A 20,481-nucleotide genomic window follows, 5' to 3' on the forward strand; every position below is an offset into this window, starting at 1 on the left:
AGGAGGGACCATGCAGGATCCAGCGAAGACCGCGGCCGACTTCGATCTCATAGTGATCGGCGCCGGGCCCGCCGGGGAGAACGCCGCCGACTACGCGGCCAGGGCCGGGCTGTCGGCGGCCATCGTCGAATCCGAACTGGTCGGCGGCGAATGCTCGTACTGGGCGTGCATGCCCTCCAAGGCGCTGCTGCGCAGCGGCCAGGCGCTGGATGCGGCCCGGCGGCTGCCCGGCGCGCAGCAGGCGCTGACCGGTTCGCTCGACGCGCCCGCCGTGCTGGCCCGGCGCGACGCCTTCACCAGCGGCTGGAAAGACGACGGCCAGGTCAAGTGGCTGGAATCGGCGGGCATCACGCTGCTGCGCGGCCACGGCCGGCTGGCAGGGGAACGCACGGTCCAGGTGGGGGAGCAGGCCTACACCGCCCGCGCGGTCGTGCTGGCCACCGGTTCCGCCCCGGCGCTGCCGCCCATCGAGGGGCTGGCCGACGCCGAGCCTTGGGGCACCCGCGAGGCCACCTCGGCCCAGCAGGTCCCGGCCCGGCTGATCGTCATCGGCGGCGGCGTGGCGGGAACCGAAATGGCCTTCGCCTATGGTTCGCTTGGCGCCCAGGTCACGGTGCTGGCCCGCGGCCGGCTGCTGGGCTCCGAGGAACCCCATGCCGGGGACCTGGTGGCCCGGGCGCTGCAGGCCAGGGGTGTCGACGTGCGCGAGGGCGCCACCCCGGCACGCGTGGACCGCGGCCCCGACGGCGTGGTCAGCGTCCAGCTGGAGGACGGCGCCGTGCTGCAGGCCGAGGAACTGCTGGTGTCCACCGGCAGGAAACCCAACACCGCCGATCTGGGCCTGGAGGAACTCGGCATCCAGCCCGAGGCCCTACGCGAGGTCGACGACACGCTGCTCGTTCCCGGCACCGATTGGCTGTATGCGGTGGGCGACGTGAATTCCCGCGCCCTGCTCACCCACCAGGGCAAGTACCAGGCCCGCGCCGCCGGAAGGGCGATCGCCGCCCGGCTCACCGGGAAACCGCTGGCCGACGATCCCTGGGGCGCCCAGGCAGCGACCGCCGACCACGGCGCCGTGCCGCGGGTGGTGTTCAGCGATCCGCAGGTCGCAGCCGTCGGGCTGACCGCAAAGCAGGCGCGCAGCCAAGGCCTGGACATCGTGGTCATCGAGCACGACCTGGGGTCGGTGGCCGGGGCCAGCCTGCATGCCAGCGGGTATTCCGGCCGGGCGACGCTTATCGTCGACAAGGCCCGCTCGGTGATCCTCGGCGCGACCTTCGTGGGTCAGGACGTCGCCGAGCTGCTGCACGCCGCCACCATCGCGATCGCCGGGCAGGTGCCGATGGAACGCCTGTGGCACGCGGTGCCCGCCTATCCGACCATCAGCGAGATCTGGCTGCGGCTGCTGGAGGACTATTTCTACCCGCAGCCCGTGTGAGCCAGTTCGCCGGCGGCACTGGACACGATGTTGTTCGCAAAGGTACTAGACTAGTGGTGAATGGGATGGCCAGACGGTCGCGTGGCAAGCAATTGTCCCGAGGAACGTCCGGGCTCCACAGAACAGGGTGGTGGGTAACGCCCACTCGGGGTAACCCGCAGGCCAGTGCCACAGAAAATAGACCGCCAGGTTCTCCTGGTAAGGGTGAAACGGTGGTGTAAGAGACCACCAGCATCCCGGGTGACCGGGATGGCTCGGTAAACCCCACTCGGAGCAAGGTCAGACAGACTGCGTTACGAGGGCTGTTCGCCCCATGCAGTCGGGTGGACCGCTAGAGGCTGTCGGCAACGGCAGTCGTAGATAGATGACCGTCACCGCTTCGGCGGGACAAAACCCGGCGTATCGGCCATCCCATTCGCACACTCCAGAACGGTGAGATGATTCACAGGCGCAAGCCTGTGGAAACTCCGTGCACCGACTAGAATGGAAAACGTACTTGCGGGGATGATCCTGTTACCCCGCACCACCGCAAAAGCAATGGTGCTTCTCTCGGTGCCAACCGGCTTTATGGATCTGCAAGCCGGCTGATTTGGAAGGATTCTCTGTGACCCAGCAGTCTGTCGTTGCCCAGGAAGAATGGAGCGGGCGCGAAGAGCTCGCCGAGGCCATGATTCCACTGATCGGACGTCTCTACCGCAAGAACAATGTGGTGACCTCCATCTACGGCCGCAAGCTGATCAACCAGTCCGCCATCGATATCATCAAGGCCCACCGCGTGGTGCGCCGCATCGACGGTGAAGAGCTGGACCTGAATGCCACCAAGGCAATTCTCGATGTCATTGAAACCCTGAACGTTGGTTCGGTTTCCGTCGACCTCGGCCGCCTGAACAAGAAGTTCGTCGAGTCCGGCTCCGCCGACCTGACCGAATTCGTCTCCGCTGAGCTGGGCGCCAAGGTCGGCCAGGCCGGCGCCACCGACGCAGAGCCAACCGACGTGGTCCTGTACGGCTTCGGCCGCATCGGCCGCCTGCTGGCCCGCATCCTCATCGAGCGCGGCGGCTACGGCCTGCGCCTGCGCGCCATCGTCGTGCGCAAGGGCTCGGATGACGACATCATCAAGCGCGCCTCGCTGCTGCGCCGCGACTCGGTGCACGGCCGCTTCGACGGCACCATCACCGTGGACGAGGAAAACAACACCATCCTCGCCAACGGCACCCTGATCCAGGTCATCTACTCGAACGACCCGGCCACCATCGACTACACCGCCTACGGCATCGACAACGCCATCGTCGTCGACAACACCGGCCGCTGGCGCGACGAGGCAGGCCTGTCCCAGCACCTGCAGTCCAAGGGCGTTGCCCGCGTGCTGCTGACCGCACCGGGCAAGGGCAGCCTGAAGAACATCGTGCACGGCATCAACGATTCCGACATCACCGCCGATGACAAGATCGTCTCCGCCGCATCGTGCACCACCAACGCCATCACCCCGGTCCTGAAGGCCCTGAACGACAAGTTCGGCGTCATCCACGGCCACGTCGAGACCGTTCACTCGTTCACCAACGACCAGAACCTGATCGACAACTTCCACAAGGGCGAGCGCCGCGGCCGCTCGGCGGTCCTGAACATGGTGATCACCGAAACCGGTGCCGCCAAGGCCGTCTCTAAGGCCCTGCCGGAGCTGGAAGGCAAGCTGACCGGCAACGCCATCCGCGTTCCTACCCCGGATGTCTCCATGGCGATCCTGAACCTCAACCTGGAGACCGCCACCGACAAGGACGAGCTGAACAACTACCTGCGCGAAACCTCGCTGGGCGCCGAGCTGCACAAGCAGATCGACTACATCGACTCGCCTGACGTCGTCTCCACCGACTTCGTCGGCTCGCGCCGCGCCGGCATCGTCGACGGCCTCGCGACCATCGCCACCGGCAAGAACGCCGTCGTCTACGTCTGGTACGACAACGAGTTCGGCTACTCCTGCCAGGTTGTCCGCGTCATCGAGACCATGGCCGGAACCCACCCGGCAGCGGTGCCTGCAGTGAAGGCCCAGGCAGTCACCGCCTAGTCTCTTCGCAGCGATACGCTCCACCAAGGGGCCGCACACCCGTGCTTCGGCACGCGGGGTGCGGCCCCTTTGGCGTCCTTCGGACGCGTCCCGCGCGGGAAATCCGGTGCCGGCGGCTCCGCGGAGGCCGCCAAGGAGTAGAGTCGCAACCCATCGGGGCAAGAAATGCGGCAAGGGGGCTGCCATGGCACCGGGACACGGCGCCGAGCTGAGCGGGACTGGACGCGTCGAGGCTTTTTCCGACGGGGTGCTGGCAGCCGTGATCTACGCCGGATCGTTCCTGCTAACCTCCCTGGTCTTTTTCGCCCTGCAATACCACCTGCCCAAGCGCCGCCCGCACCTGCTGCGCGAAACGCTTGATGCCCGGCAGACGCGCTCGATCCTGCTGCGCGGCCTGGTATCGATGCCCATCTACGTGCTGGCCGCGGCGGCCGTCCTGCTCTCTGCCTATCTGACGCTGGGCATCTGCATGGCCATGGGGTTGTTCTATTTGTTGAGCACCGCGGGCAGCGGGGTCCGGAGGGCCGCAGGCCCGCTGTAGACTCGGGAAATGCCGATCGATCTGAAATCCATGCTGTGCCGGGTCACCGGGGAGGTGTTCGGCCGGGGTTTCATCGTGGTCGAGGACGCCTCCCGGGAGAACCCGCCGCAGTACTCGGTGCTGGTGCGCAACTGCGGGACCGGTCTCGCCGCGGTGATCTGGATCGACCCGATCCACCTGGACGTCGATTTCCCGGACCACGATGTGCGGACGGGCATTGTTGACGATGATGACAACGAGGCCGGCAAGGAAGCCGAGCTGCACCGCCTGTGCCGGATGGTGCGCGTTTACCTTGCGGGGAACACCCTCCTTGAGCATCGGTGCCGGCTGTTCCGCTCCGGGACGACTCCGGTAGTCCACGTTGAGGCTGACGGGCAGCGATGGCAGATCGGACGCAGCGTCTCCCGGGTGCCGAATCCCTGACCCGCCGGAATACCCGAGGCTGCGTCGGAGGCGGAGGTAGGCTGGTGGCATGCCAAACGAGCTCACCACGCGGCTGGATCGCGTCGTCGCGGCGACCTTCGCCGAGGGCTTCAGCGTCCTGGAAACCGACCTGCGCGAGAACCCGCCGCGGTATTCGGTGCTCGTCGGCAGCACTGCGGATCCGAGCCGCACCGCATTCATCCGTCTCGACGGCGTCTGGCTGGAGGCATTCATACCGGAGCTCGGCGTCCACTGCGCGCTGCTGGATGACGAATCCGACGCGGACTTCGACCTCGGCAGGCTCTGCCGCGCGCTGCGGGTCTATCTTCGCGGCGAGGCGCGCATTGAACAACGCCGGCGCTTTCTGCGTCCGGGAGCAAAGACCACGGTGCATATCGATCTGGAGGGGCGGCGTTGGAGCCTGGGCCGGAACCGGTGGAGCCTGACATAGTCCCGGCGGCCGGAAATCTGTTGCCAGTGGAGGCGTCCTGTGCCAAGCTCGGGGCATGATGCGATCAACGAACCCGGCCCTGCGCCAGAGTTCGTGGCCTGCGGACATGTCGCTGGCCATGGACGACCACGGGCAGCCGATCCGGATGCTGCTGTTCATCCGGCAGGCCTGGGGCCTCGCTGAAGACCTCGCCCTGCCCGAGCTGAACCCGGTTCCCGAAACGGGGTCCTCCGCCATGCCGGATGAAGCCGCACGGATCCTGTGGGAGCGGCGGTGGATTCGCACCTGGTCGAACGCCTGGGGCGTGAAGGCGCACGGCGCCCATCGCGTCCCCGGACTCGCGGCCCTCACCACGGCAGCGAGCCGCGCCACCGACAACGATGCCTGGACCGCGCAGTACGGACGCGAGGGGATCGACCTCACCGCATTCGAGCAATGGGAACAAATGTTCGATCCCTTGCTGAGTATCGACCTCGACCCGGTGCTGCGCGGCCCCCAGGTGGAACCGGTGCTGGTCGCCGCGTGGGAGCGTGGGCTGACGGATCTCACGGTGGTGCCTTGGGCCGGGTACTGCATGCACAAACTCAGCGATTCGCACCTGGTGACCTCCTTCGACACCGCCGCCAGCTGGTCCCTGCTCAGGCAGGCGCTCGCCGAGTGGATCCGCACGCCGCTGGCATAGGATGCGATCTCGATGACCGAGCACCTGCCGCCGCGGCGCATCCTTCAGCTGCGCATGGCGAACCAGCTGCTACTGGAACCTGCCGGCTCCATCCCCGCGGCCGCGGAACGCATGCTGGCGCTCCAATCCCAGGACCTGGCCGCCGGGCGCTACGCGCTCGCCCAGCGTTCGGGAAAGGGCATCGGCAGGGTGCGCATTGACGCGCTGTTCGCCTCGGGGGAACTGGTGCGCTCCTGGACCATGCGCGGCACGTTGCATATCTGCGCCGCCGCCGACGTGCGGTGGCTGGTGCGGGCCACACGCCAGCGCACGCTCAAGGCCATGGGCTCGCGCCTGCGCGAACTGCAGATCACCGCGGGCGACATCGACGCCGCCGGGACGTTGATCGCCGCCCACCTGGAAGAGCGGGGCCACGCGAGCCGTGTTGGCCTGTTCGACATGCTCAACGAGCGCGGAATCCAGACCTCCGCGCAACGCGGGGTGCACCTGCTTATGTGCCTGGTCATGGAGGGCCTGCTGTGCCTGGGGCCGGTTCCCGAGGTCGCGGGGCTCGCCGGCCAGGACTTCATCCTGCTTGATCGCCTGGCCGCACCGGACCTCCAGCCCGCCCAGCCACTGCAGGAGCTGCTCAGGCGCTATCTGGCGGGCCATGGACCTGCCAGCATCAGGGATGCCGCCTGGTATACCGGGCAGACGCTCACGCAGCTCAAGACGGCGGCCGCCGAGCTGGGTTCAGAGCTGCTCTGCGTGGGGCGGGACACCCGCGGCGAGGAGCTCTACCTGCTCTTCGCCTGCCCGGCGCTGGCGGCGGATCTTCCCTCCAGGCTTCCGCTGCGCCTGCTGGGGCACTTCGACGAGTACTACCTGTCCTACGCGGACCGCTCGCTGGTCGCCGACGAGCGGCTGCGCGCGCAGATCGGCCCGGGCAGCAACGGCATGGTCAAGCCCTTCTGGCTGCGTTCGGGCAAGGCCGAAAGGCCGTGGAACGCGCAAACAGCGCCGACCGATCGACTCGGTGCGGCGCTGCATCAGCGGTATCTGGAGTTCAGGGCCTAGTGGCCGAACGGGTCCGCATCGGTGCCCGGAAGCCAGGTATTGCCCGGCACGCCCCAGCCGAGGGACTTCTTGGCCTTCTTCCAGCGCTTCTCCCAGCGCGGCTGCAACTTGTCCACGTACAGCAGGCCGTCCAGGTGGTCGTACTCGTGCTGCATGATGCGGGCGAACCAGCCGTGCGCCTCGAAGGAGATCGGATTGCCGAACTCGTCGAAGCCCTCCACCTTGGCGTAGTCGGCGCGCTTGAGCGGGAAATCCAGCCCCGGCACCGACAGGCAGCCCTCGGAATCGTCCTCGGCGTCGGGAACACCCTGGGACACCTTGGACAGGGTCAGCTTCGGGTTGATCACCACGCCGCGCTCCGGGGCATCGTCCTGGTCCGCGTAGACGTAGGTGAACATGCGCAGCCCCAGGCCGATCTGCGGAGCGGCCAGGCCTACGCCGTGCGCGGCATCCATGGTGGTGTGCATGTCCGCCACCAGGTGGCGAAGCTCGTCGTCGAACTGCGTCACCTCCACGGCACGCTTGTGCAGGACTGGTTCCCCGTAGACTGTGATCTGCCGAATTGGCACGTGATCAGTTCCTTTCCAAAAAGTGCTTAGAGTGCTCGTCCAATAGTTTCACGCATGATCTCACTTGTGCCACCGAAAATGGTCAGCAAGCGGGATGCGGTGAACGACTGCGCGATCGGGTACTCCATGATGTAGCCGTACCCGCCATGGATCTGCAGGGCCTTGTCGGTGAGTTTTTTCGCGCTTTCACTAGCCCAAAGCTTCACCTCGGCCGCCTCCTGCGCGTCGAGCTCGCCCTCGTTGAACGCGAGGACCGCGCGATCGACAAAGACCTGGGTGACATGCGCCTCAGTCTTCAGGTCCGCCAGCTCGAAACGGGTGTTCTGGAAGCCGGTCAGCGCCTGGCCGAAGGCGGAGCGCTCGCCGGCATGGGACAGGGCCTGGTCGAATGCGGCGGTGCAGATGGCGCTGGCCGCTACTGCGATCGCCAGGCGCGCCTGCGGCAGCTGCTCCTTGACGTAGGCGAGCCCCTGGCCGACCTCGCCGATGCGATCGGCGTCGGAAACGCGCACCTCGTCGAAGAACAGCTCTGCGGTGTCGGAAGCGCGCAGGCCCATCTTGTCGAATGGCTGCCCGTTCGAGTAGCCCTCGGAACGCTCGACCATGAACAGGGTGAACGAATCCTCCCCGGCCCGCGTGGTCTGCCCGTCCGTGCGGGCCAGCACCACTGCCGCATCGCCGTAGGCGCCGTTGCCGATGAAGGTCTTCTGGCCGCTGACCAGCCAGTCGTCCCCGTCGCGCACAGCCTTGGTGCGCACCCCTCGCAGATCCGACCCGGCACCCGGCTCGGTGAAAGCGCAGGAGGTGATCGTGGATCCGTCCACGAACCGCGGAAGCCAGCGCTGCTTCAGGTCCTGCGACCCGTAGGCCAGCAGGTAGGGGAGCACGAGGTCGTCATGCAGGTGCAGGGCCAAGGCCACCGCAAGGTGCCCCGAGCGGACGAACTCCTCGTCAAGCACGACGCGGAAGCGGTAGTCGTCGATGCCCATGCCGCCGAACTCTTCCGGCACCGCAAGACCGAGCAATCCGTTCTCCCCGGCGGACTGCCACACCTCGCGGGGAATCTGGTGTTCTTTTTCCCATTGCGCATACTTACCGGCGATCTGCCGGGCGTTGAACTCAACGGCAAGTTCGCGGAACTGTTCGTGGTCTTCTTCAAAGAGCGCGCGTTTCACGGAGGGACGCCTTTCGGACGAGGGGCGAGGGGCTGGTTCGGGGCAGGCCACGTGCAATGACCTGCCGAACTGTTCACTTCCATTATGGTCTCACCCATTGACATGCGCCTATTTACGACCGAAAATCTGTTGCCTACGTCATGTTTAAAGCAATAAGTCTCGAAAAACGCGGGTTTAGACACCTTCGAACCACCGATTCGAACATAGCTTCGAATATGGAGCGTGGCATGGCGTCACAAAGCTTAACGACAAGGTGCCAGCATCAATGATGCTGGCACCGGTCTGTATCGGTGGGAGTCATATGCGCTCATTGCGAGTGATTGCAATCGAAAATCCCGTGATCCGCTCCATCAACTACTGTGATTCCCCCAAGAACCCATCGCATAGGTTGATCGAACAAGAATCATCATATGCGTAAGTATGGACATTTAAGGAACAAAACCAGACGACTAGGTAGGCCATCGCTCGGAAATAGGTAGGGCTAGAGTATGCTCTGTGGCCTGGAGCACTTCATCATCCGTCGCGACATGCTCCGCCAGCAGTTGCCGACGGTCCGTGATACCCAATTTCGCATACGAGCGCTGTAGGTGTCCCTCCACCGTACGCGGGGACAAAAACAGCTCCTGGGAGATCTCGTGATTGCTCGCCCCCAATGCGGCACGGATGCACGTTGCAAATTCACGAGCCGTCAACAGCGATTCATCAACACGAGCCCGACCCAGTGCCGGCGTATTAACCTGTTCCAGCGGCTGGGCGATTTCCACCGAAAGCCCCAGCAGATGAGTGGCCACCGTGCGCCGACCCAAAACCCGAGCACGCTCCGCGGCGCTCGCCGCCAGCTGGGCAGCCAGCAGCAGCTGCCCTCCATCGACATGGGCCTGCACAAGCTGTCCCACATTCAGCTCCGCCGGATCCTCAAGCGCCGCTTGATACCCCGCCAGCGTCGCCGCCAGCGGCCCCTGCACGTCGAGGGCAGCCTCCGACAATCTGGCAACATCCGTCAGCAGCCCGCACTGCCACGCTTCGAGCAGCAGGCGCATCACCAGGTTCTTCCGGCCGAATCCTTCGGCCTCAGCAAGCAGCTTGTGCAGATACTCCTCAGCGGCCTGCTCGCCTTCAAGATCCAAAACCACCGACAGGAGCGAACGCTCGGCGATCGGGCGCAGGATCTGACCCGAAACCTCGGGCTGAGCACGCGACATGTCCAGGTAGTACGACGCCTTGGACCGGTCGCCCAGCAGGGAGGCGGCATACGCGGCAAACGCCGCTGCAAACCCCTTGACCAAATACGGGTCGCCCACCGACAGCAAGCCGATGGCCTGCTCCAACGCAGCCAAGGCCTGCGAAGCCAACCCGGACTCCAGATAGCCCATGCCGATGCTCACCATGACGTTCCCGTGATCGGCGTTCGCCTCCTTGAGATCGTCACCTACCGTCAACTGGGCAAACTGCGCAGGATTCATCCCCAGCGCGAACGCGATCGTCGGGAACGCGAAGACCAGTTCGGACCGAACCGATGCAGGCCACGTCTTCCACTCCGGCGAGGACGAAATCCGGACGTACTCGGCCATCGCCTCCTCGGCCAACCCGGCGTAGGACTTCTCGATCAGCACATGGGCCAGGCATGCGGCCCGACCTTCACTGCGCAGCTCGGGCATCGACGCATACTCGCGCAAGGACGCGATATCAACAACCTTATTGGCCCGCGAGCGGATCAGTAGCAGATACGCGGCAACGCCTGGCGGATCGCCCGGGCGGGGTTCCAGGATCTGCTCAGCCACTGCGAGCCGCCCTAGACTTGCATAAGCGATCTTAGCGGCGACAAAGCGGATCTCCGGCGAACCCGTTGGCAGGTGCTCCTGCAGCAAGGCCAATGCGGCCTCCGGCTTGCCAAGCTCATACAACGCATCCGCGCGGGCAATTAGCAACGATTCCAGCTGGTCGGGGGAGTCGACTCGCTGCTGGTCCAGCAAATCGGTCAACGCGATCACCTGCGAGAACTGCCGCGCGCTGGTTGACTGCTCGACATCAAAGAGCAGCTCGCGAATCGGAACGGTCAGCCCCATCTCCAGCCGATGCCTGGTGAACCGGCTGCGCGAGGCCGAGTCGAAAAGTTCCCAGGACAGCTTCTCCTCGATGGTCTTGATATGCCGGCGCAGCGTGGACGAATCGAAACTGCTGAAAACCAGTTGCGAGGAGAGCCCCGCCCCCAGCCGGACGCGCTCCGTGCGCTCGCCGGTAATGGGGTTCTCCGAAACGAGGTCGAGGCGGACCAAGTCGGCGTCGATGGCATCATAGATTGACTGGCCCATGAGTTTGCGGGCCACCGGCAGAGTGACCGGACCCGTGACCGCCAGGAGTTCCAGGGTCTCCCTGACGTTTTCCGGCTGGTCGCTCAAGCGGGCGTTGATCAGGTCCGTGGTGCGTTTCCCATGCGGTGTCCAGGCCCTGTTGAGCGTCCAGTAGTCCTGCTGCTTGGTCAGCGCCCCGGTGGACTGGGCATCAAGGGCCAGCTCACGCAGATGCAGCGCATGTCCGCCGGAGAATTCCAGCAGCGAAGTGACTGCGCTCGAATTGACGGCGCCGCCGAGGATCTCGGAGAGTATCAGGTTCGCGTCGTCGTAGGAGAGGGGCGCAAGTTCTATGCGCATGAAACTCGGGGAGGAAATCAGGGAGCGCAGCTCCGAGGGCAGCGAACGTACTGCCGCCGTGGCGACCACCAGGCGAATGTTTCCGGCGGTAGCGAACTGCTTGAGGACAGCGGCGCTTTGCTGATCCACGTATTCCGCCTGGTCCAGGAAAATCCACTGGGTGCGTTCGCTCGTGGCTCGGCCGATGCCCGTGACCAGCTCCGTGGGCGACGTGCCTGTGGATCCGTTGGGCAGTTGGGTCGCGAGGACGCTCAACGTGGAAAAGGGAACGGAGCTCAGCGCTTTGGAACCGACAATCCAAATGAAATTGGATTCAATGCGATCCATCAGCTGCAGCGAAAACGTCGTGCGTCCAGACCCGACGTCCCCGATGATGAATATCGGACCGCCGGTGCGTGCTGCTTCGAGTGCCGTGTACAGCGCTTTGACACGGGAAGGCAGTATGTCTCGGCGCTCAATATGGAAGCCAGTCATCCTACTAATATCAAACTCCCAGGTTGAGCCGGTCAAGTAGCATTGCCTCGCAACCCAAGTAGTTTTGAGGGTATTCAGTAGCGACTTTACTAGCAATAATGTCCCGGTCAACGGCTAGGATTTTCCGGTTATTCGACAGTTGGCGAAAATACGCGCGCAAAACTCAGAAGTTCATAGCGGCAAAGCCGTGCACGAACCAGACGCTGAAATTCCTCACATGTTCGAAACAATAAGGCTTTTCTTCGTAACATTCCAAAAAAGCTCGATTTGCGTGAAATTAATCCAAATTCAATGTTCTCGAAAAGTTGTCGTCAACTGACTCAAATGAGTTTCTCGAACCTTCGGATTAGCACCCATAACATTTCCAACGGTGTTTCCCGCACAGGTGGGGAACGCAGGGTCAATGACCTCTAAATGGCGGCTTGTGAGCTCCAACGCGGCTGCCGCTGCATTTTCTTCAACATGCGCAATTGTTGAGGCTTTCGGGATGGCGATGGTCCGGCCCTCGCGAATGGCCCAGGCGAGCAGGATCGGGGCCACGCTGGCTTGAAGGTCCTCGGCGGCATCGCCGCCAGCGCCAGCACCAGGCCGACGGCGGTGGCCGATCCGAACAGGAGGCGCACCGCGCGCACCGGCCAGCTCTGCTCGGGCACGAAGTCGTACATCTGCGTCATCCACAGTCCGCTCAACGCCATCGCCAACCCGGCTGGAAGCACGATCCGGCCCGCGATCCGGTGGTACCGCGGATGCCGGTCGCGCAGCCCGCGCAGGAATTGGAACGCGCCGAGCCCGCAGAACACCATCCCGCCGACAAGCTCCGCCTACTCATGACGCGTGTCTTTCCAGCGGCGAGATGGAGATGACGATTTTGCCCCGTGCGTGGTGGGTGCCCGCCGCGGCCAGCGCCTGCGGTGCCTGCTCCAGCGGGTAGATAGTGTCCAGCAGCGGAGAGATGCGTTGCGCGGCGAGCAGCACGCCCAGCTCGGTGAGCGCCGGCGCGGTGACCTTCCCCGTGAAGACGCGCACCCGCTGCGAAGCGATGAGCCCGTACCACTGGGCCTTGAACACGCGCATCAGAGCGCCGCCGTCAGGCCCGGGAACTCCGCTGTTGGGGAGGATGGACCCGCCGGCCGCCACGACGCGGCGCCAGTCGCGGATGCGCACGGCGCCCGCGTTGTCGATCACTGCGTCGTAGGGAATCGGCGTGTCCAGCGGGCTCGTGGTTGCGTAGTCCAGGACGTGCTCGATCCCCAGCGACCGCACCCGCTCGATGTTTCGCCCGGAGCACACCGCGATGACTTCCGCGCCGCGCAGCGCCGCCAGCTGCGCGGTGAACTGGCCGACCCCGCCGGCCGCTCCGGTCACCACAACCCGCTGGCCCGGGGCCACCCGCGCGACGTCGACGGCGCGCAGCGCGGTGGTACCCGCAACTGGAACGGCCGCGGCATGTTCCGGGGATATCCCGTCGGGAAGCGGTGCGAGCTGGTGCTCCCTGGCCAGGGCGCAGTCGGCAAGGGTGGCGAGGCCCTGCCCGAACACCAGGTCGCCCGGCTTCCAGCGAATGACCCCGGGGCCGACGCCGGCCACCACACCCGCCAGGTCAAGGCCGAGCCTGCGCCGGGCCGGGCGCTTCAGCCCGTGGCCCAGCCGCACCATGCGGGGCACGCCGCGCATGAGGAAAACGTCGGCCGCGTTGACCGAGGCGGCGGCCACCCGGACCAGCACCTGGCCCCTGGCCGGCTCGGGGACGGGCACGTCGCCCATCGTCAGGGTGTGGGCCTCGCCGTAGACGGGCTGCAGTAGTGCACGCATGGGAACTCCAAAAGGGTATGGGAGGCCCAGGCTCCGTGGCGCGGGCATGGTCCTTGGGCGGTGGGACGCCAGGGAGCTAGCGTTGAGCGGCGCTAGGCATCGGCGGGTCAGAACGCGTCGTCCCCCTGGTAGGAGAAGACCTCGTCGAGCGGGACGCGCAGTGACTGCGCGATTTGGAATGCCATTTCGAGCGAGGGCGAGTGGCGTCCCTGTTCGATGGCGATGACGGTCTGGCGCGAGACGCCGAGCGTGGCTGCCAGGCCGGCCTGGGTGAGCCCGAGCTCCGTGCGCAGATCGCGGATGCAGTTGGTGACCTTGGTGGGTTTGGAGCCGCCCACTAGAACCCCCTGCGGTAGGCGGACAGCGTGACGCCCGTGCTCACGACGGAGCCGAGGAAGGATCCGGCGAACAGCACCGTGGCAGTCCAGAAAAGCGGCGCGGCCAGGGCCAGCATGACAAGCGTCGCCAGCACGGCGACCCCCGTGAGGCCGCTGCCTGCGGTGGCCGCGTAGCGTTCGATCTCGTGGTCGCGGGCGTCGGTATGCGCCTCGCCGCGAACACGTATCCACAATACGAGCATGGCCAGCGCGTAAAGTCCGCCGCCGAGAATGAGGGCCCAGAGCATCGGACCCTGCCAAGCGACCTCGGCGAAGGGAAGCCCGTCCGAGGCCGCGCGGATGACGATGACGATCCAGTATGCGGCGAAGGTAGCGATGCTGAGGATGAGCCCCGCCCAGGTATACCGTTCTGTGAATGTCATGACATCTCCAGATGTAAATAATTTTTTACATCACAACCGCAGGACCGGGGAGCACGTGTGTCAAGAATTTCTACATGATTCAGAGTTCGAAAAACTGTAGACGTCCGCCGGGGTCAAGCTTGGGGTGGCTAAGCGCCAATGAGCTGGCTGGCCCCGCGAATCAGGAGCGTCGTTCGATGATTGTCGTGCTCGGCAAAAGGCGACCAGCCGGACCGACGGAATGCTGCGGAATATTGATGGGTGAAATGTCCGGAATGAAAACGAGGTGCGAACATCGACTGCGTCAACAGTCGAAGGTTCGCACCTCGATATTGGGGTGAGTAACGGGGTTTGAACCCGCGACCTTCTGGACCACAACCAGACGCTCTACCGACTGAGCTATACCCACCATGTTCACTTTGAACCTAGTCACAACGCGATTGCGTTTCAACTGAAGTCCTTGGCAACGAGAATTACTATACACCGAAACTTTGAGGAAACGCCAATTCACGTTTTCCGGTGCCGAACATGGCATTTTTAGGTGGGGTAAATTTGAGTTCATGCCTACTTCTGCAGAAAAACTTGTGTGGATCGATTGCGAAATGACCGGGCTCAGCCTGGAAAACGACGCATTGATTGAGGTCGCCGTCCTGGTGACCGACTCCGAACTGAATGTCCTGGGCGACGGGGTATCCGTCGTGATCAAGCCCGAGCCCCAGGCCTTGGAGCAGATGGGCGACTTCGTCCGCAACATGCACATCAATAGCGGCCTGCTCGAGGAGCTCGACGGCGGCATGACCATGTCCGAGGCCACCGCCATTGTCATGGACTACATCCGCGCCTACGCCCCGGAGCCGAAGACCGCCCTGCTGGCAGGCAACTCTGTCGGCACCGACAAAACCTTCCTGGTGCGCGATATGCCTGAGGTGATCGAGCACCTTCACTACCGCATCGTCGACGTGTCCACGATCAAGGAGCTCAGCCGCCGCTGGTATCCCAAGGCCTACTATTCGGCTCCGGCCAAGGACGGCAACCACCGCGCCCTGGGCGATATCAAGGACTCGATCGACGAGCTGCGCTATTACCGCGCCGCGGTCATGGTTCCAGTGCCGGGTCCGACCTCGGCAGTAGCCGCGGGGATCGCCGCCGAGATCAAGTCGAACCCTTCCTAGGAGTCAATCGACGGCGCCCCGGCGGCGGGTGATGCAATCCACAGCCGCCGGGGGCGTTCTCAATTGGCCAGCACCGGGAAAATGTGTGTATAGTATTTCTCGTTGCCGAATGCGGGGTCACCACGCAAAAGCGTTTTGACTTGGTATGAAAGCGAACATGGTGGGTATAGCTCAGTCGGTAGAGCGTCTGGTTGTGGTCCAGAAGGTCGCGGGTTCAAACCCCGTTACTCACCCCAAACGATCACCCGGTCGGAAACACTGTTTCCGGCCGGGTGATTTTCATTCCCCGCCGGTTCCACGCGGCGCCGGAAATCCAATGGTGTGATTCGCTTCGCATGCGGGCTGTCGTCCGGGGTTGGCGCAGCCCTGCATGCTAGAGTTTCGCTTGATTCTTTGGTAATTTTGGGCGTCCAACGCCCGGCCGTGGGAGAAGTTCGCAGCGGGTCCGATTCGGCCTGCTGACATGCGCAAAGTACACGCGGCAAACCGCCGCCCCGAGCGGTTCGAGGACGGCGAAAGGGAAAAGATGGCGCCAGATATGCGGAAGGAATCCGCAGCGCGGCCAGCGGCAGACGCCCCGTCGGCGACCGCCCGCCGCGCGAGATTCGACCCGCTGTGGCAGGGGCTGCTTGGCTCGGTCATGATCGCCCTGGGATCCTTCGGCGTCGGCTGGCTGGCCAGCGTCTCTCCGATGAACCGCAATCCGCTGCTGATCGCCATCCGCACCGAATACGCCGGCGTCATTACCTCCACCGTGGTGCTGACCCTGGGCTGCTGGATCCTCTTCCGTGCCTGGCTGCGGCTGGGCCAGATCCACGCGGGCTGGGGCCCGGAATCGCTGAAGGCGGTCAAGAAAGCCGTCTGGATCTGGTCGGCGCCGATGCTGCTGGCGCTGCCGATCTTCTCCCGAGACGTCTTCGCCTACATCGGCCAGGGCCGTCTGGTCGACGCCGGGCAGGACCCGTACGTCACCGGCATCTCCTCGCTGAACAACTGGTTCCAGCTGGGCACCGACATCACCTGGGCGCAGGACGAAACCCCGTACGGCCCGCTGTTCCTGCTGCTTGAATACTGGGTGTTCCGCGCCGTCGGCTTCAGCCCCGACCTCTCGGTGCTGCTCTTCCGCCTGATCGCCTTCGCCGGGGTGATCCTGTGCCTGATCTACGTGCCGAAGCTCGCGGCCCTGCACCACGTCTCCGGAGCGAAGGCCGCATGGATCACCGTCGCCAACCCGCTGTTCCTGATCAGCTTCGTCGCCTCCGCGCACAACGACGCCGTGATGGTGGGCCTGGCCGTGGCGGCAACCTACTACGCCGCCACCCGCCGCGGCATCCTCGCGGTGGTTCTGATGACCGCGTCCATCGGCATCAAGCCGATCACCATGGTGCTGCTGCCGTTCATCGGCCTGCTGTGGGCCGGAACCGAGGCAAAGTGGCCGCGCAAGATCCTGTACTGGTGCTACACGCTGGCGCTGTTCGCCGCGATCATGCTGGCCGTCGGGCTGGCCAACGGCTACGGCATCGGCTGGCTGAAGGTCATGCTGGGCACCGGCACCGGGTCGGTGCTGTTCGCCCCCGTCGGCGCCCTGAACGCGCTGCTCTCCGGGATCTTCGAGGCCTTCTCGCTGCCCACCAACTGGATCCTCCCGGTGCTGAAGGTCGGCGGGCGCCTGCTCTCGGTGGTGCTGGTGCTCGTGCTGATCTTCAAGGGCAAGCCATCGCACCTGGTGCAGCGCATGGCGCTGGCCTTCACCGCGCTGGTGGTGCTCTCGCCGATCGTGCAGCCGTGGTACCTGCTGTGGCTGCTGCCGTTCTTCGCCGTGACCGGCATCCGCGACGACTGGCAGATCGTCTGGGTGTACTTCACCACCGCATTCTTCATCGCCTTCGGCGCCGCTGACCAGCTGTTCATCTGGCAGTTCCTCGGCGACCTCGACCCGTGGGTCAAGCACCTGTCCACCGGTATCTCCTGGGTCGCGATGTTCTACCTGGCCTACCTTGATCCGCGTACCCGTACGCTCTTCACCGGACTGGTGCCCTCCAAGCAATGGCTGAGGGTGTTCCGGGGCGGCCCCAAGAAGGACGAGGTCGCGCCATCGTAGTCCCGATCCACCGCGAAAACCAACAGTCCGCGGCCGGACCACGGCGACCGGGCCTGCAGGACTCTAAGGGGCCGATCCTCCAGGGGCTGCTGGCCTCGGTCATGGTCACCTGCGGTTCCTGGGGCGTGGGCTGGCTGCCCTACGCCCAGGAATCCGTGCTTGCCCGATCCCCGCTGGTGCTCCCGCTGCGCGCCGAAACCGTCGGCGTCATCATCTGCACCCTGCTGCTGGCCGTCGGCACCGTGCTGATGTTCCGCGCCTGGCTGCGACTGCGCCAGACGACCAGGTCACTGGGTGCGCAGGCGCTTGGGCTGATGCGCCGGGCGGCCTGGACCTGGTCCGCGCCGATGCTGTTCTCCTTCCCGATCCTCTCGCAGGACGTGTACTCGTACCTCGGGCAGGGGCGGCTCATGCATTCCGGGCTCTCGCCCTACGAGAACTGGGTCTCCCAGCTTCCGGGCTGGTTCGCCCAGGGCGCGGACTCGCTGTGGGCCGAATCCTCCTCGCCCTATGGCCCGTTGTTCCTGATGTACGCACGGCTGGCCTACTTCGTCTCCGGGGGAGTCCCCGAGTACGGCGTGGTCATGATGCGGCTGGTCGCGGTGGCAGGCGTCGCACTGTGCATCTACGCGATTCCGCGGCTGGCGCTCAAGCTCGGCGGCGATCCGTCCTGGACGCTGTGGGTCTCCGTGGTGAACCCGCTGTTCCTGATGAACATGGTCGGCGGCGTGCACAACGACGGACTAATGCTCGGCGGCGTGCTGCTGGCGTTCCTGCTGGTTTACCGCAAGCGCCGCGTGCTGGGAACCATCGCCATGGCGCTGTCCATCGCGATCAAGCCGGTGATGCTGCTGGCGCTGCCCTTCCTGGGACTGGCGATGCTCAAGCCCGAGGCCCGGCTGCGTTCCAAGGTGCGCGTCTGGCTGTGGATCACCGTGCTCACCACCGCGATCCTCGCCGCCCTGGGCGCCGCCACCGGACTGTGGTTCGGCTGGATCAGCGGCATGGCCAGCTCTGGAGACGCTGCGTTCCCGTATGCGCCGGTGGGTCTGCTCGGCCTGCTGGTCGGCTGGATCGGATCGTTGTTCGGCGGGAGCATCAGCACCGTGGCCGGCGTGGTCTACGCGATCTTCAAGGTGGTCAGCATGGCCGTCATCGCGTGGCTGGCGCTGCGCAAGCCGTCGGGAAATCCGCTGCTCTACTCGGGCTACGCGCTGGCGGCCAGCGTGCTGCTGGCCCCGATCATCCAGCCCTGGTACCTGCTGTGGCTGATCCCGTTCTTCGCCCTGGGCAAGAAGTTCAGCGTCGGCCAGGAGCGCCTGCTCTACGTGCTGTGCCTGGTGCTGGCGATCGCCGGCGTCGTCGACCAGCTCTCGGTGGCGCAGTGGTTCTCCCTGCTGTGGATGCGGATCTTCGCCGCCCTGGTCGGCCTGCTCTGCGTGGCCTACATGGTGTTCATCGACCCGAAGACCGCGCCGCTGTTCGGCCACCTGGGACGCCGGCTCAGCCCGCGGACCCGCAAATTCCTACGTATTCCCAATCCAGAAGAAACGAGGCAACAGGACCGTGATGCAACCGGTTAAGACCCTGTTCAACGCCCGCGAGGCGACGCGTCCGGTGATCCTATGGCTGCTGGTCCTGACCGCGGTCGGCGCCGTCGTCGCGGTGCTGACCAAGCAGTGGTGCCGCGTGAACGCCTGGCCTGCGGCCGAGCAGCACCTGCACATGTGCTATTCGGACTTCACCCAGCTCTTCGGCACCCGCGGCATGGCGGACAAGCTGTTCCCGTACTTCACCGGACTGCCGCCGGAGCAGGCACTGGAATACCCGGTGCTGCTGGCCATCGTCGCCGGCGTGACCGCGATGATGATCCCCGGCATCGGGTTCTCCCCGGAGCGCCAGCTGGCGTACTTCGACCTGAACTCCGCGCTGTCCTTCATCTGCTGGGCAGTGATCGTCGTGGCGATCGCCTACGCCGCCCGGCATCGCAGCCGCGACGCCATCATGGTCGCGCTGGCTCCGGGAATCATCCTCACCAGCCAGCTGAACTGGGACTTGTGGGCCGTCATGCTCGCCACCTTGGGTCTGCTGGCCTTCTCGCGCAAGCACATCGTGCTGGCTGGCGTGCTGCTGGGCCTCGGAGCCGCCGCCAAGCTGTACCCGTTCTTCCTCTTCGGGGCGATCCTGGTGCTGTGCCTGCGCTCGGGGCGCATGCGCCACTTCTGGGTGTCGCTGGCGTCCGGCGTCGTTGCCTGGCTGGCAGTTAACGTGCCGTTCATGCTGACAGCTTTTGAGGAGTGGAGCCGTTTCTACACGTTCTCCGGGGACCGCCCGGCAGGCAACTCCTCGATGTGGTTGGCCTTCGCGGGGACCGGCATGTCGGGTTCGACCATGTCGCTGCTGTCCAACGGGCTGTTCGGCCTGGCCTGCCTGGGCATCGCCTACCTCGGGCTGACCGCCAAGCGCCGCCCGCGCATGGCCCAGCTCGCGTTCCTGATCGTCGCAGCCTTCCTGCTGCTGGGCAAGGTGTACTCGCCGCAGTTCGTGATGTGGCTGATCCCGCTGTACGTACTTGCCCGTCCGAAGTGGCGCGAATTCCTGGTGTGGCAGCTGGTGGAGGTATTCCACTGGGCGGTTGTCTGGCTGTGGAGCGCCAAGGCAGTGTCCGATGGAGGATACTTCGGTGGAAGCTGGACCATCGAGATCCTGTACGGCCTGGGCATCGTGGCCCACATGGTAATGCTGATCTACATCTGCATCAAGGTCATCGGAGATATCCGCAATCCTGAACGCGATGTCGTGCGCGCTGACGGAACCGACGATCCGCTGGCCGGGCCGATTGAGAATGCCGGGGATGCCTTCGTTCTGGGAGCAGCAAAAAATAGCTGAGACTTGAGCAAGCACGTCGGATGCCGCCGATTTTCCTTTAAGGGAAAATCGGCGGTTTCCTTTTGCCCGGAGAACTCTTAGGACGTGCTGCTACGGGTCGGGGTCTTCGAGGGGGTCTTCGAGTTCCTCCCGGGTCCAGGGTTTCCCGCGCACCCATTTGGACTGGGTGAGCAGGTCCGGGAACTGCCGGTGCCGGTACCCGGTCACCGGGGGAGCGACCGACCGGTAGTAGGCTCCGGTGCCGGG

19 protein-coding genes, 2 tRNA genes and 1 other RNA gene are annotated in these 20,481 nt (G+C 64.9%); 13 read left to right on the plus strand and 9 right to left on the minus strand.

Annotated features, from left to right (window positions below; genetic code table 11):
* The first annotated feature begins 10 nt into the window (after positions 1 to 10).
* From DFO58_RS11055 to DFO58_RS11090, 8 genes are all read left to right on the plus strand, one after another.
* The gene (locus DFO58_RS11055) at positions 11 to 1,438 is read left to right on the plus strand and encodes an NAD(P)/FAD-dependent oxidoreductase (protein ID WP_120990806.1); all 1,428 of its coding nucleotides are present in this window, start codon (positions 11 to 13) and stop codon (positions 1,436 to 1,438) included.
* 61 nt (positions 1,439 to 1,499) lie between these two features.
* Positions 1,500 to 1,856, plus strand: an RNA gene (gene rnpB, locus DFO58_RS11060) — RNase P RNA component class A.
* Positions 1,857 to 2,042: 186 nt separating this feature from the next.
* Entirely contained in the window at positions 2,043 to 3,500 is a 1,458-nt protein-coding gene (locus DFO58_RS11065; RefSeq protein ID WP_113607999.1) for a glyceraldehyde-3-phosphate dehydrogenase, read from the plus strand.
* 184 nt (positions 3,501 to 3,684) lie between these two features.
* Entirely contained in the window at positions 3,685 to 4,041 is a 357-nt protein-coding gene (locus DFO58_RS11070; protein ID WP_120990808.1) for a hypothetical protein, read from the plus strand.
* A 9-nt stretch (positions 4,042 to 4,050) separates the two neighbouring features.
* A complete protein-coding gene (locus tag DFO58_RS11075; RefSeq protein WP_120990810.1) occupies positions 4,051 to 4,464 on the plus strand; it encodes a hypothetical protein in 414 nt (137 codons plus the stop codon).
* Positions 4,465 to 4,513: 49 nt separating this feature from the next.
* Positions 4,514 to 4,915 (plus strand): hypothetical protein, encoded by a 402-nt coding sequence (locus tag DFO58_RS11080; RefSeq protein ID WP_120990811.1) that lies wholly within the window; start codon positions 4,514 to 4,516, stop codon positions 4,913 to 4,915.
* 55 nt (positions 4,916 to 4,970) lie between these two features.
* The gene (locus DFO58_RS11085) at positions 4,971 to 5,597 is read left to right on the plus strand and encodes a hypothetical protein (protein ID WP_147407268.1); all 627 of its coding nucleotides are present in this window, start codon (positions 4,971 to 4,973) and stop codon (positions 5,595 to 5,597) included.
* 12 nt (positions 5,598 to 5,609) lie between these two features.
* Positions 5,610 to 6,653 carry a winged helix DNA-binding domain-containing protein gene (locus DFO58_RS11090; protein WP_120990815.1) on the plus strand — a complete coding sequence of 348 codons (1,044 nt, stop codon included), beginning with the start codon at positions 5,610 to 5,612 and terminating at the stop codon, positions 6,651 to 6,653.
* On the opposite strand, the gene def is transcribed toward DFO58_RS11090, so the two are convergent.
* The 9 genes from def to DFO58_RS11130 all read right to left on the minus strand — a co-directional run bounded on the left by def (position 6,650) and on the right by DFO58_RS11130 (position 14,482).
* On the minus strand, positions 6,650 to 7,222 hold the full coding sequence (gene def, locus DFO58_RS11095; RefSeq protein WP_047119016.1) for a peptide deformylase: 573 nt from the start codon (positions 7,220 to 7,222) through the stop codon (positions 6,650 to 6,652). The two genes, DFO58_RS11090 and def, sit on opposite strands and share 4 nt — an antisense overlap.
* 26 nt (positions 7,223 to 7,248) lie before the next feature.
* Entirely contained in the window at positions 7,249 to 8,397 is a 1,149-nt protein-coding gene (locus DFO58_RS11100; RefSeq protein WP_120990817.1) for an acyl-CoA dehydrogenase family protein, read from the minus strand.
* 449 nt (positions 8,398 to 8,846) lie between these two features.
* Entirely contained in the window at positions 8,847 to 11,558 is a 2,712-nt protein-coding gene (locus tag DFO58_RS11105; RefSeq protein ID WP_147407269.1) for a helix-turn-helix transcriptional regulator, read from the minus strand.
* A 252-nt stretch (positions 11,559 to 11,810) separates the two neighbouring features.
* Positions 11,811 to 12,035 carry a hypothetical protein gene (locus tag DFO58_RS18880; protein ID WP_353580023.1) on the minus strand — a complete coding sequence of 75 codons (225 nt, stop codon included), beginning with the start codon at positions 12,033 to 12,035 and terminating at the stop codon, positions 11,811 to 11,813.
* The gene (locus tag DFO58_RS18795) at positions 11,933 to 12,325 is read right to left on the minus strand and encodes a DUF2306 domain-containing protein (RefSeq protein ID WP_220124921.1); all 393 of its coding nucleotides are present in this window, start codon (positions 12,323 to 12,325) and stop codon (positions 11,933 to 11,935) included. The genes DFO58_RS18880 and DFO58_RS18795 overlap by 103 nt, the downstream gene beginning before the upstream one ends.
* A 22-nt stretch (positions 12,326 to 12,347) precedes the next feature.
* Positions 12,348 to 13,334 (minus strand): NAD(P)-dependent alcohol dehydrogenase, encoded by a 987-nt coding sequence (locus DFO58_RS11115; protein WP_183043172.1) that lies wholly within the window; start codon positions 13,332 to 13,334, stop codon positions 12,348 to 12,350.
* A 107-nt stretch (positions 13,335 to 13,441) separates the two neighbouring features.
* Positions 13,442 to 13,672, minus strand: a complete 231-nt coding sequence (locus tag DFO58_RS11120; protein ID WP_120990825.1) for a helix-turn-helix transcriptional regulator — start codon at positions 13,670 to 13,672, stop codon at positions 13,442 to 13,444.
* Positions 13,672 to 14,094 (minus strand): hypothetical protein, encoded by a 423-nt coding sequence (locus DFO58_RS11125; RefSeq protein WP_113607952.1) that lies wholly within the window; start codon positions 14,092 to 14,094, stop codon positions 13,672 to 13,674. The genes DFO58_RS11120 and DFO58_RS11125 overlap by 1 nt, the downstream gene beginning before the upstream one ends.
* A gap of 312 nt (positions 14,095 to 14,406) precedes the next feature.
* Positions 14,407 to 14,482, minus strand: a tRNA-His gene (locus DFO58_RS11130).
* A gap of 151 nt (positions 14,483 to 14,633) precedes the next feature.
* On the opposite strand from DFO58_RS11130, the gene orn reads away from it, so the two are divergent.
* The 5 genes from orn to DFO58_RS11155 all read left to right on the plus strand — a co-directional run bounded on the left by orn (position 14,634) and on the right by DFO58_RS11155 (position 20,235).
* Entirely contained in the window at positions 14,634 to 15,245 is a 612-nt protein-coding gene (gene orn / locus DFO58_RS11135) for an oligoribonuclease (protein WP_120990827.1), read from the plus strand.
* 160 nt (positions 15,246 to 15,405) lie between these two features.
* Positions 15,406 to 15,481 (plus strand) — tRNA-His (locus DFO58_RS11140).
* Between the two features lie 227 nt (positions 15,482 to 15,708).
* Positions 15,709 to 17,346, plus strand: coding sequence for a polyprenol phosphomannose-dependent alpha 1,6 mannosyltransferase MptB (gene mptB, locus DFO58_RS11145; RefSeq protein ID WP_286163564.1), 1,638 nt, complete (start codon positions 15,709 to 15,711; stop codon positions 17,344 to 17,346).
* Positions 17,292 to 18,929, plus strand: coding sequence for a polyprenol phosphomannose-dependent alpha 1,6 mannosyltransferase MptB (mptB, locus tag DFO58_RS11150; protein ID WP_147407270.1), 1,638 nt, complete (start codon positions 17,292 to 17,294; stop codon positions 18,927 to 18,929). Before mptB (DFO58_RS11145) ends, mptB (DFO58_RS11150) begins: the two co-directional genes overlap by 55 nt.
* A complete protein-coding gene (locus DFO58_RS11155; RefSeq protein WP_120990829.1) occupies positions 18,916 to 20,235 on the plus strand; it encodes a glycosyltransferase 87 family protein in 1,320 nt (439 codons plus the stop codon). The genes mptB (DFO58_RS11150) and DFO58_RS11155 overlap by 14 nt, the downstream gene beginning before the upstream one ends.
* The last annotated feature ends 246 nt before the right edge of the window (positions 20,236 to 20,481 follow it).

Source organism: Arthrobacter sp. AG1021, from assembly GCF_003633665.1.
Classification (GTDB): domain Bacteria; phylum Actinomycetota; class Actinomycetes; order Actinomycetales; family Micrococcaceae; genus Glutamicibacter; species Glutamicibacter soli.

Bases quoted from the DNA above. Each gene is read 5' to 3' on its own strand.
- DFO58_RS11055 (WP_120990806.1), top strand. From the start codon at position 11: ATGCAGGATCCAGCGAAGACCGCGGCCGACTTCGATCTCATAGTGATC.
- mptB (WP_286163564.1), top strand. From the start codon at position 15,709: ATGCGCAAAGTACACGCGGCAAACCGCCGCCCCGAGCGGTTCGAGGAC.
- DFO58_RS18795 (WP_220124921.1), bottom strand. From the start codon at position 12,325: ATGGTGTTCTGCGGGCTCGGCGCGTTCCAATTCCTGCGCGGGCTGCGC.
- orn (WP_120990827.1), top strand. From the start codon at position 14,634: ATGCCTACTTCTGCAGAAAAACTTGTGTGGATCGATTGCGAAATGACC.
- DFO58_RS11115 (WP_183043172.1), bottom strand. From the start codon at position 13,334: ATGCGTGCACTACTGCAGCCCGTCTACGGCGAGGCCCACACCCTGACG.
- DFO58_RS11090 (WP_120990815.1), top strand. From the start codon at position 5,610: ATGACCGAGCACCTGCCGCCGCGGCGCATCCTTCAGCTGCGCATGGCG.
- DFO58_RS11070 (WP_120990808.1), top strand. From the start codon at position 3,685: ATGGCACCGGGACACGGCGCCGAGCTGAGCGGGACTGGACGCGTCGAG.
- DFO58_RS11085 (WP_147407268.1), top strand. From the start codon at position 4,971: ATGATGCGATCAACGAACCCGGCCCTGCGCCAGAGTTCGTGGCCTGCG.
- DFO58_RS11075 (WP_120990810.1), top strand. From the start codon at position 4,051: ATGCCGATCGATCTGAAATCCATGCTGTGCCGGGTCACCGGGGAGGTG.
- DFO58_RS11080 (WP_120990811.1), top strand. From the start codon at position 4,514: ATGCCAAACGAGCTCACCACGCGGCTGGATCGCGTCGTCGCGGCGACC.
- DFO58_RS11155 (WP_120990829.1), top strand. From the start codon at position 18,916: ATGCAACCGGTTAAGACCCTGTTCAACGCCCGCGAGGCGACGCGTCCG.
- DFO58_RS11125 (WP_113607952.1), bottom strand. From the start codon at position 14,094: ATGACATTCACAGAACGGTATACCTGGGCGGGGCTCATCCTCAGCATC.
- mptB (WP_147407270.1), top strand. From the start codon at position 17,292: ATGGCTGAGGGTGTTCCGGGGCGGCCCCAAGAAGGACGAGGTCGCGCC.